The 9,600-nt window shown below is 67.5% G+C and carries 10 protein-coding genes; 4 read left to right on the top strand and 6 right to left on the bottom strand.

The annotated features are described in order from the left end of the window. Positions 1-111 precede the first annotated feature (111 nt). Positions 112-1,620, bottom strand: coding sequence for an FxSxx-COOH system tetratricopeptide repeat protein (fxsT, locus tag F7R91_RS39335; protein ID WP_191971855.1), 1,509 nt, complete (start codon positions 1,618-1,620; stop codon positions 112-114). A 47-nt stretch (positions 1,621-1,667) separates the two neighbouring features. Further along, positions 1,668-2,468, bottom strand: coding sequence for a class I SAM-dependent methyltransferase (locus F7R91_RS39330; RefSeq protein ID WP_150958353.1), 801 nt, complete (start codon positions 2,466-2,468; stop codon positions 1,668-1,670). 174 nt (positions 2,469-2,642) lie between these two features. On the opposite strand from F7R91_RS39330, the gene F7R91_RS39325 reads away from it, so the two are divergent. From F7R91_RS39325 to F7R91_RS39315, 3 genes are all read left to right on the top strand, one after another. Continuing rightward, complete coding sequence (locus tag F7R91_RS39325) at positions 2,643-3,938, top strand: caspase, EACC1-associated type (protein WP_191971854.1); 1,296 nt, start codon at positions 2,643-2,645, stop codon at positions 3,936-3,938. A 13-nt stretch (positions 3,939-3,951) separates the two neighbouring features. Then, positions 3,952-4,353 carry an effector-associated constant component EACC1 gene (locus tag F7R91_RS39320; RefSeq protein ID WP_150958349.1) on the top strand — a complete coding sequence of 134 codons (402 nt, stop codon included), beginning with the start codon at positions 3,952-3,954 and terminating at the stop codon, positions 4,351-4,353. 94 nt (positions 4,354-4,447) lie between these two features. After that, positions 4,448-5,155: an AAA family ATPase gene (locus F7R91_RS39315; RefSeq protein WP_150958347.1), complete on the top strand. Its 708-nt coding sequence runs from the start codon at positions 4,448-4,450 to the stop codon at positions 5,153-5,155. A gap of 221 nt (positions 5,156-5,376) precedes the next feature. Here the strand turns inward: F7R91_RS39315 and F7R91_RS39310 are convergent, their stop codons facing one another. Together F7R91_RS39310 and F7R91_RS39305 are read right to left on the bottom strand one after the other, a co-directional pair. After that, the gene (locus F7R91_RS39310; protein ID WP_191971853.1) at positions 5,377-5,862 is read right to left on the bottom strand and encodes a hypothetical protein; all 486 of its coding nucleotides are present in this window, start codon (positions 5,860-5,862) and stop codon (positions 5,377-5,379) included. 161 nt (positions 5,863-6,023) lie between these two features. Next, positions 6,024-6,548, bottom strand: coding sequence for a MarR family winged helix-turn-helix transcriptional regulator (locus tag F7R91_RS39305; RefSeq protein WP_150958346.1), 525 nt, complete (start codon positions 6,546-6,548; stop codon positions 6,024-6,026). A 52-nt stretch (positions 6,549-6,600) separates the two neighbouring features. Here F7R91_RS39305 and F7R91_RS39300 point away from each other — a divergent pair, with 52 nt between their 5' ends. Continuing rightward, positions 6,601-7,551, top strand: coding sequence for an EamA family transporter (locus F7R91_RS39300; protein WP_150958361.1), 951 nt, complete (start codon positions 6,601-6,603; stop codon positions 7,549-7,551). Positions 7,552-7,710: 159 nt separating this feature from the next. Here the strand turns inward: F7R91_RS39300 and F7R91_RS39295 are convergent, their stop codons facing one another. Next, positions 7,711-8,163 (bottom strand): DUF5707 domain-containing protein, encoded by a 453-nt coding sequence (locus F7R91_RS39295; protein WP_150958344.1) that lies wholly within the window; start codon positions 8,161-8,163, stop codon positions 7,711-7,713. 223 nt (positions 8,164-8,386) lie between these two features. Next, positions 8,387-9,592, bottom strand: coding sequence for an IS110 family RNA-guided transposase (locus F7R91_RS39290; protein ID WP_150958342.1), 1,206 nt, complete (start codon positions 9,590-9,592; stop codon positions 8,387-8,389). Between the last annotated feature and the right edge of the window lie 8 nt (positions 9,593-9,600).

Genomic DNA, 9,600 nt, shown 5'->3' with positions numbered 1-9,600 from the left:
ACGGCTCGATCAACTTCCACTGTTCGTCGGTGAGTTGCCTGCGCGTCACGGTCTTCTTCCTACCGGATCCGCCTTCCAGACGGACCCGGATCGGCAAGATTGATCACGACATCACACAGGCCCTAGTTCGGACGGCTGCCGGCCGGAGCGGTGCGCCCGCTGTCGGACCACCCACTGCACCAGCCGGTGCAACGACAGCTCCTCGGACGAGGCGTTGACCATGGAAAAGCGCCGCAGTGCCGTCACAGCGGCGAAGTAGCGCGACGGATTGGTCACCACGCCGCTCAGCCGGCGCGGCAGGTGGCTCTCCGGCCGGCCGAGGAGCCTGCGCGGCACCTGGTCAGGAGCGAGGAACGCGCAGAAGACGAGGAGCCAGTAGGCGTCCGGGCAGTCTTTCTCGATCTTGTCCAGGGACAGCATCCAGGTATCGACGACCGTCTGTGCGTAGCCGACCGGTGGACTCGCGGAGAGTGCGTCCCTGGGACTGGTGGACAGCAATCCCAGGTAGTCCTGGACGCTGATGCCGGCCGCCTGGATGAAGGCCGCTGCCTGTTCCAGGGCCAGCGGCAGGAACCCCAGCCGCTCCGTCAGTTCCCTGACATCCGCAGTGCTGCCGTAGTCCCGGGTGCCGCCGGTGGTCAGGCGCTTGTCAAGAAATCCGCTGGCCTCGTCGTCCGTCAGCACGTCCATGGACATCACGGTCGCGAGATTGGCCCAGTTCGGGTTCCGCGAGGTGATGAGGACCCGTCCGCCCTCGGGCAGGGGATACAGGTCTTCGGGGGCCTCGGCATTGTCGTAGATGATCAACCAGCTGCCGCGTCGGCGCAGTTCGGCGTAGAGAGCCTCCGTCTGACGGCGCTGGTCGCCGGTGAAGGGGATGTCCAGGGCGGCGGCGAGTGAGGAGAGGCCGGCCTGCATCACGGCGGGCTTCTCCGCGGCCACCCACCAGATGATGTCGTACGAGGTTGCGTACCGGTGCGCGTACTCGATGGCAACCTGGCTCTTGCCGACCCCGCCCAGCCCATGCAGAGCCGCCTGTAATACGGTCACCGCGGCCCCCAGGTGCTCGTGGAGTCCGCGCAGATGGTCGAGCCGACCGGTGAAGTGATCGTTGCGAGGCGGCACGTTGAAGATGCGCGGCGGCACGGCAGGGAACCGGGGCCCCGCCTCGGCAGCGCCCGTGCGGGGAAAGCCCGGTCGGGAGCCGGGACTTGGGCGTCGGCGGCCGGGATCGAGACGGTCGAGAAGGACCGCCAGGGCGTCGTCCTCTGCGCGATCCAGCAGTTCGATCACCCCGCGCACCCGCATCTGCCGTGGGATGTCGCATGCCTCGGTCTGCACGCAGATGAGCCGGTCGCGGCCGTCAGGATCCTGCAGAAAAGCCGACGTCCAGTCGTCCCGGCAGGCGGGCGCAGCGAGATAGGCGCGGGTGACCACGGCCAGGGTGAACTCGCACCGGTCCAGGGCTTGTGCCTTACGGGCGACGATGTTCTCGCCGGGCTTGAGGACCCAGTCCTGGACGAAGACCGTATAGCCGTTGTGCTCAAGGACCCAACCGAGCCACTGTGCCCAGGACAGGTCGGCAGGGTGGTAGCTGAGGTAGAAGTCGGCTCTGCCCATGCCGAAATCCATGAGCAGCCCCCCTCAACGCACGCCCTGCCCAGGGATCAACGTGTCAGTACCAATTGCCTCATGGTCCACGTCACGACCAGGCTGCGCAAGCCTGCCGCGGCGCGGTCCAGTTCCGCCTGCAGACGGTCGAGCCACCGTGGATCGAAACTGGAGACGAGGAACGGGTCCGGGCGCCAGACCCGCAAGTTGAGCGAGAACATCAAACCCACCTGCTGAGAGCTCGGTTGCACGGTCACCAGCTGTTGCCGCACATCCGTGGGTCCGGCAGCGTCCGCAGCGGTGGTCAGCAGGCGGCCGACGTCGAGGCGCTGGCCATTGGCCAGCAGCATCGACTCGACGACTTTCTGGTAGTTCTTGCCGACTTCGTCGCTGGTCTCGACGGATTCGACTTCGTCGAGAAGGAGACGGCCGCCCGGGGCCAGTTCGGCGGTCCACTCACGAACCATGCGGACGGGGTCCTTGAGGTGGGTGAGAAGCAGGCGGGCATAGAGGATGTCGGGCCGCTCGCCCGGCAGCGGGGTGACGGTGACGTCGTGCGGGCGGAAGGACACGCCGGGCGGTGCGCCGACCGAGGCAGCCGCGAGGAAGCTCGCGGACCGGTCCAGGCCAAGGGTCCGCTTCGGCTGAACGACGTCGTGCAGCAGACGGGTGGAGTGCCCGGGGCCGCAGCCAAGGTCTACTGCCAGTGACGCCGCGGGGACGGCGTAGCGCTGCAGGAAGGCACGGCTGCTGGGCGCGAAGACCTGAGCGACCGTCATGAGCCTTGCCGCGGCGGTCGTTGAGTCGCCGAACTTGTACTCCGCCGCCGTGCGTTGCTGCTCCGTGTGAGAAACCACGTGTCGCCGCCTCCGGGCAAGCTGTCAGGTGAGTCCGGTGAGTCAGTTGCTCAAAACGCGGGCATGCTGCTCCCAGCAGGCTAGTGGCCCGGCGCAATCCGTGGACCGGTCGCCGACTTCATGAGGCCGGAATTCACGCGACTGCCACGGGCACAATCCTCATGGGGGCACAGGTTGGGACGCGGGACGCAGGGGGAGGCGGACCCTCCTTTTCTGTTCATCAGCTATGCCGAACCGGACGGCGCCTGGGCCGAGTGGGTGGCCTGGCAATTACAAGAGGCCGGATTCCAGGTGCAGTTGGACCGCTGGACCTGGCAGGCCGGAGACAATCAGAAGATCAAACTGAACCGTGCCCTGGAGAACGGCCAAGTGGTGGCGTTGTTCTCGGCGGCCTACTTTGATCCCCGCTGTTCCACCGAGGATCACTGGGCGGCGGTCCTCGCGGCTGGCGACCGGCTCATCCCCGTGCGAATCGACGAAGCCGAACCGCCGATTCTGCTCAAGCCGCTCCTGGCACCGTCCCTGTACGGACTCGACCACGAGAGCGCCCGGCGCGAGTTGCTCAAGGCTCTCAGCGCCCCGACCGCCCCGCAGAGCCGTCCGCCGTTCCCCGGTAGCGGGGGTGCCGCAGCTGCCACCGCCACCACCGCTTCCACTTCTGCCACCGCTTCCACTGCTGCCGGCAGACAAGGCCGATTCCGGTTGGCCCCGTCGCAAGGCCGTGACCCCGCCGACTGGAGCACCGGCGCATGCGTCCTGGTAGGGGTTCACACCTACCAGGAGCTCAGTGACCGGCCGGCCATCAGAGGCAACCTGGAGGATCTGAGCAGGCTCCTGACGGCCTCCTTCGGGATCGCCCAGGACCACTGCATCGTCGTCGACAATCCGCATGATCCGCGTACGGTCATCGACGCGATCCAGCGGGCAGGCCGGGCGACGGCCTTCCGGAGCGGGATGCTCCTCGTGTACTACGCCGGTCATGGTGTTCCCCATCCACGCACGGGCCAACTCCTGCTGTCCGTCTCTGACTCACGGGCCTTCGCATTCCATACGTTCCTGCCGTTCGACCACATCCGAGAGGCCATTGCCGCCTCTCCGGCCACCCAGCGACTCGTGATCATCGACTGCTGCTACAGCGGCCGGGGCCTGGATGCGCTGTCGCCTGCGGAACCAGCCCTCCCTCCGATCGAGGGCACGTTCCTGATGGCCTCTTCCAGCGCGACCGAGCTCTCACTGTCGCCGGCGGGAAAGCCGCACACTGCTTTCACCGAAGCCCTCCTGGATGTTCTGGAGCGAGGTCTGCCGGGCGGGCCGCCCCTGCTGGATGCGGAGGCACTGTTCGAGGGGGTCCGGCGGGTCTGCGCGGCCCGAGACTGGCCCGAGCCTCAGCGCCAAGTGCGCAACAACGGCCACCGGATTCCGCTCATTCCCAACCGCTGGCATCTCGGCCCACAGTCGGACGCCGTGTGAGACGGAGAATTCCATGGCAGAGTTCGAGTTCCACGTCGATCCGGCCGACGCCTCGATCGGCGCCGGTCTCCAGAGCTGGCTCCTGGCGGACCAGCGCCTGCGCGGCACCCTGCGCCTGGACCAACGCCCAGCCGGCGGGACTTCGACACCGGACGAGTACCTGGGCGACCCCCTGTCGATCCTGGCCGTCGTCCTTTCTACGGCCTTGGCCCTGCCCGCCTTCCTGGACAGCGTGCGGCGGTGGTTCGGTACGCAGCCACCGCAGGCCCCGCCACTGACGCTGATGCGGGGTGAAGTCGCTGTGCAGGTTCCGCGGGACATGGACGCCGCGAAGGTGGCCGAGCTGGCGCAGGCGCTGTCCTTGACCGAGCAGCAAGCGCAGTCGGACGGGTACGTCCCGGAAGAGCCCTGCTGACCGGAAAGGTGGTCCGTCCGCCCAACCGGTGCATGGCCGACACCTGGCCGTCACCTTTGTCGCCCCGGCGATTGCCCTGTGCAAGACTCGCCGCGTGATTATCGAACGCGCGTACGCGCATGTCACCTCGTGGACGGACGAGGAGTGGCCCTGGTCCGTGCCGTGCGTGCGTGGGCTCTTGGCAGACGGACTGCGCTTCACCGCGCCGGTGACCTTTCTCGTGGGTGAGAACGGCTCGGGAAAATCGACCTTGGTCGAAGCCCTCGCGGAGGGTTTCGGTCTGGACTCCTGGGGCGGCTCGCACGACTGGCGCTATGCCAGTCACCGCCCCAAGTCGGTGCTGGGCGAGAGGATGCGCTTCGACGCAGCGCCGCGAGGGCGGCGCATGCTGGGCAACTGGTCCGCCCGCAAGGGGTTCTTCCTGCGCTCCGAGACAGCCCTGGACGCGTTGGACCGGGAAGGGTTCGCGCCGGATTCTGTCAGCCATGGGGAGGGCTTCCTCGCTGCGTTCCGAGGAAAATTCCTCCAGCCGGGGCTGTATGTGATGGACGAGCCGGAGGCGGCGCTTTCCTTCGCCTCCTGTCTGGAACTGCTCGGCCATATCGATCAGTTGACCAAGATCGGGGGCCAGATCATCTGCGCCACCCACTCCCCACTGCTGACGGCGCTGCCGGGTGCAGACATCATCGAGGTCGGCGAGCACGGCATGCGCCGGGTGGCATGGAACGAACTCGCCCTGGTCGACCACTGGCGCCGCTATCTCGCCGACCCGCAGTCCTATCTGCGCCACATCCTCGACTGAGGCCAGACGAAGATCGACGCGATCCGAAGACCACCGGCAACCGGCACGGCACCAAGTCCTGGGAGACCAGCGATGAACAGTGATTCATGCCTTGTCGAAGCCCTCCGCCGGGTGAGCGCACCACAACGACTGGCCGCGGCACACGGCGAGCCGCTGCGCATGCAACGCGTGATCCAGTCAAACAGCCCGAGACTGTGACAACACTCGCCTGGCTCCAGAGCTCACGATCCAGAGCGCAATCCCAGAGCACTGTGCTCCACCACACCCGAGGGAAGATCGCTCTTTCCCGAAGCCCGAGCAGTCAGCTCCACGAGTCCGGCCCGGAGGTCGGCGGCTGGCTCACCAAGGACGATCGCGCTGATGACCAGCTCCATCATCAGACGGTCGTACTCGTCGCCCATGCTCCGATAGCGCTGCCCATCGGCCTCCACCACAGCAGAGGCGATCCTGCTCCCACCACCGGCCACGGGGGCGAAGGACGCCTCGTAGATGCCGTGACCGGTCCAACTCCGGTGCATGAAAACGACATCGGCTTCGACGAAGACGTTCCACTTCTCATCCATGTCCCGGGCCCGATATCCGCGCCGGATCCGGTCCCAGTCCTCGTCAGTCCAGACACGATCGGGCAACTGAGTCACCAGTCTGGGCACGTTGATCGGCTGGAGGCGGCGGAACGAGTCTCGGGTGAGCGGGGCATTGGCAGTCATGACGTGATCCTACGGATGCACCATTCCGATAGGACAGAGAGTTGCCTCCGGCCGGGCAGAGGATGAACGTCCTGCCCAGGCGCGGGCAAGGCTTCTGCCGGGTCAGCCCGGCCGGTCGGCGGGAGCCTCCAAGGCGATGGTCGCCCCGGAAGAGTGGCGGATCAGTCGCCGCCAGGCGCCTGCGCATGTTCCATCCGGGAGAGCCAGGTGCTGAGCAGCGTTTCGAGCGACTGGGCCTCGTCGGGCGTCAGCAGATCCAGCAGGTGTCGTTCGTTGCGCATGTGATCGGTGAATGCCTGGTCGATCAGTTCGCGCCCAGGCCTGGTGAGGGCGACGATGCGGCCTCGCTGGTCGTCGTCGGAGCGGCGACGGGTGACCAGGCCGGCTCGCTCAAGGCGGTCGATTCTCTTGGTCATTGCGCCGGTCGTGACCATGGTGTGCGCGGCGAGCTCGCCGGGTGCCCGTTCGTAGGGCTCACCGGCGCGGCGCAGTGCGCACAGGACATCGAACTCTCCCTCGCCGAGGCCGTAGTGGCCGTAGACGAGACAGAGTTCCTCGGTGAGCCGGTCGGCCAGGCGGTGCAGTCGGCCGATCACTCCCTGCGGGCTGACGTCGACGTCGGGCCGCTCGCGGCGCCAGTCGGCCTGGATGCGGGCTACGCGGTCCAGCGGTTGCCGGTCTTCCATGGACTCCATGATAGCTTCCCGGGAAGTTATAGTAGCTTCCATGGAAGGTAATATGCGTTGGGTGGCTCTGACCGCAGTGGCGCCGGTGGCCTGGGGGACCAACTACTTCGTTACACACGAGTTCCTCCCCGCGGACCGCCCGCTGTACGGGGCCGCCCTCCGGGCGCTGCCCGCCGGTCTCGTGCTGCTGGCCCTGTGCAGGCAGCGGCCGCACGGTCCGTGGTGGTGGCGCTCCGCGGTGCTCGGGGTGCTCAACATGAGCGTGTTCTTCGTCCTCGTCTACGTCGCCTCCCAGCTGCTTCCGACGAGCATTGCCTCGACCGTCATGGCGGTGTCCCCGCTGACGATGATGCTCATCGCGTGGCCTCTGGTGTCGGAGCGGCTCCGGGCCGCGCATCTGGCCGGCGCCGCAATCGGGCTCGCCGGGGTGTGTCTGATGCTGCTGACGGGGGTGGAGAGGGCGAGTGTGCCGGGGGTCCTCGCCTCGGCCGCCGCCATGCTGGTGGCGTCCTTCGGCCACGTCCTCGCCAAACGGTGGAACTCCGGTGCCGACGTGCTCGCCTCGACCGCCTGGCAACTCACCGCAGGAGGTCTGTTCCTGCTCCCGGTTGCTGCAGTCGTCGAGGGCCCTCCGCCCACGCTCTCCGGGCCGACGCTCCTCGCGTTCGGCTACGTCGCCCTGGTCGCCACCGCGCTGGCCTTCGCCGCATGGTTCACCGGGCTTCGGCACCTGCCCGCAGGGACAGTCGGACTGATCGGACTGCTCAACCCTGTGACGGGGGTGCTGCTCGGCACGGCGGTCGCCGGAGAGGTGCTGACCATCCAGCAACTGGGCGGACTGGTCCTGGTCCTGGCCGGAGTCGTCCTGGGCCGGCCCACACGCGCGGGCCGACGCGACAACAGTCAGCCACCTCTCCGTCCGGTGTCCGACGAGTGTGCCGCTCGATCGAGCGCCCTCAATGCCCAATCCCCCGTGAAGATCAGTGATGGCGGGGGTGAGTGAAGTGGTAGGTGCCCGGGCTGTCGTGCGGGTGGCTGACCTCGAACTCCTCACCGTCCACTGTCATCCGCCACTGCTCGCCGTCCGACACGGCAACCTGCTTCCACTTGTCGGGGAAGTGTCGGGGAAGTTGTCGGGGATGGGAGGGCAGATGCCGTCGGGCTACCCGATGGTGAAGCCGGCCGCCTTGGTGTCCAGGTTCGTGGTGCCGTCCTTCGCGGTGGCCAGGACGGCGACGTGCCAGACACCGCGCGGGGACGACTCGGCGTCGGAGCCGGTGACCTTGACGGTGTAGGTGCAGCGCGCTGCGTCCTCCCCGGAAGGCGTGCAGATGGCCGACTCCACGGCGGCCATGTCCTCGACGGTCAGCTCTTTCTTGGCGAAGGACGCGTTCTGCGGCCAGGCCAGTACCTTCACGTTCTTGATACCGGAGGACGACGTGACGTCGGTGGTGAAGGTCAACGAGCCGTCGCGGTCGCCCTCGGGGGCGGTGTAGCGGGCAGTGCTGTGCGCAAGAGAGGGAGGCTGCTCCCCGGCGTAGGCGAGAGCGAAGGCTCCGGCCCCTCCGAGGACGACCACACCGGCGGCCACGGACAGAGCGATACGTCGGGACATGGGAATTTCTCCGTAGGTGTCTCAGCTGGATCAGGCCGGCGCTCTCGGCTGCGCCGCTGCACCGATATTCGCCGGGCAGGGGCCGGCCGGGCATGAGTACGAAGACTCAACTCAGCCTGAGTAAGCCGACGAGGTCGCACCTTCTGTTCCGGAGTGAGCAAGCGCTTAGTAATATGAGTCGGTGAACAGTCCGTGCCGCAGGGAAGGAATCTCAATGATCTTGTCAAGCCGCCTGCGTGACCGGCGGGACGGAGGTGAACAACCTCTTGTCGCGCAACATCGCCCACAGCACGTCGACCCGGCGGCGTGCGAGCGCGAGCAGGGCCTGGGTATGAATGAGCCCTTCGGTGCGCTTCTTGAGGTAGTAGTCCCGGGACGGTCCCGGACGCATCATGGCGGTCTGGGCGGCCATGTAGAAGACGTGTCGCAGGCGCCGGTTGTAGCGCTTGGGCCGGTGGTAGTTGCCGCTGCGGCGGCCGGAGTCGCGGGCGACCGGGGCCAGGCCGGCGTGGGCGGCGAGGCGGCCGGCGTCGCGGTAGCGGGACAGGTCGCCGACGATGGCGGCGAATTCGGCGCCGAGGATGGGGCCCATGCCGGGCAGGGACTCGATGATCTCGGCACGCTCGTCGGTGCGGAAGCTCTCACGGATCTCCCGGTCGTTGTCCTTGATCCGCTCATCCAGGGCCAGGAGCTGGTGAGCGAGGTCGCAGACCAGCTTGGCGGCCCGCTTCTCGCCGGGCAGCACGGTCATCTGCGACTGGGCGGCCTGCACCGCCTTGGCAGCCACGGCATCGGCATTACGGACCTTGCGGCGTTCCAGCCAGGTCGTCAGTCGTTTGACGCCGATCCGCCGCAGGGCGGCCGGGCTCTGGTACTCGGTCAGCATGACGACCGGGCCCTTGGCCGCGGAGTAGTCGAAGGCCCGTTCCAAGGCGGGGCAGATGCCCACCAGCAGGTCACGCAGCCGGTTGATCAGCCGGACTCTGTCGGCGATGAGGTCCGCCCGGTAGTTGGTGAGCACCTGGAGGCTGGTGACCAGCTCGGGCGGCGTGTCCAGTGGGGTGAAGTCCCCGGGGCGCATGCGGGCTTGGTCGGCGATGACGCGAGCGTCCTTGGCGTCGGTCTTGCCCTCGCCCTTGTAGGCGCCGGACATGCGGTTGACCGTGCGGCCGGGCACGTAGACGACGTGCTGGCCGTGGGCGATCAGCAGGGCCAGCAGCAGGGTGGACGCACGTCCGGAGATGTCCACCGCCCACCGCACCTGGGCGGCGCGTTCGCGGGCGGTCTCGATGAGGGTGAGGATTTGGGCTTCGTCGTTGATCACCTTCGTCGAGAACAGCGTCTCGCCGTCGGTGTCGACCGCGACCGCCCGGTGATGTCCTTTGCCGGCATCGATGCCGACCCATATCCGCGCGTGAGACGTGCTCAAGCCCGTCG

This window comes from Streptomyces luteolifulvus (assembly GCF_008806595.1).
Lineage (GTDB): Bacteria > Actinomycetota > Actinomycetes > Streptomycetales > Streptomycetaceae > Streptomyces > Streptomyces luteolifulvus.
Note: the sequence above shows the minus strand (reverse complement) of the source record. Positions and strands in the feature narration are given on the sequence as shown.

Coding starts and splice junctions, on each gene's coding strand:
- F7R91_RS39295 (WP_150958344.1), bottom strand. CDS start 8,163: ATGTCCCGACGTATCGCTCTGTCCGTGGCCGCCGGTGTGGTCGTCCTC.
- F7R91_RS39305 (WP_150958346.1), bottom strand. CDS start 6,548: ATGGAAGACCGGCAACCGCTGGACCGCGTAGCCCGCATCCAGGCCGAC.
- fxsT (WP_191971855.1), bottom strand. CDS start 1,620: ATGGGCAGAGCCGACTTCTACCTCAGCTACCACCCTGCCGACCTGTCC.
- F7R91_RS39310 (WP_191971853.1), bottom strand. CDS start 5,862: ATGACTGCCAATGCCCCGCTCACCCGAGACTCGTTCCGCCGCCTCCAG.
- F7R91_RS39300 (WP_150958361.1), top strand. CDS start 6,601: ATGCGTTGGGTGGCTCTGACCGCAGTGGCGCCGGTGGCCTGGGGGACC.
- F7R91_RS39320 (WP_150958349.1), top strand. CDS start 3,952: ATGGCAGAGTTCGAGTTCCACGTCGATCCGGCCGACGCCTCGATCGGC.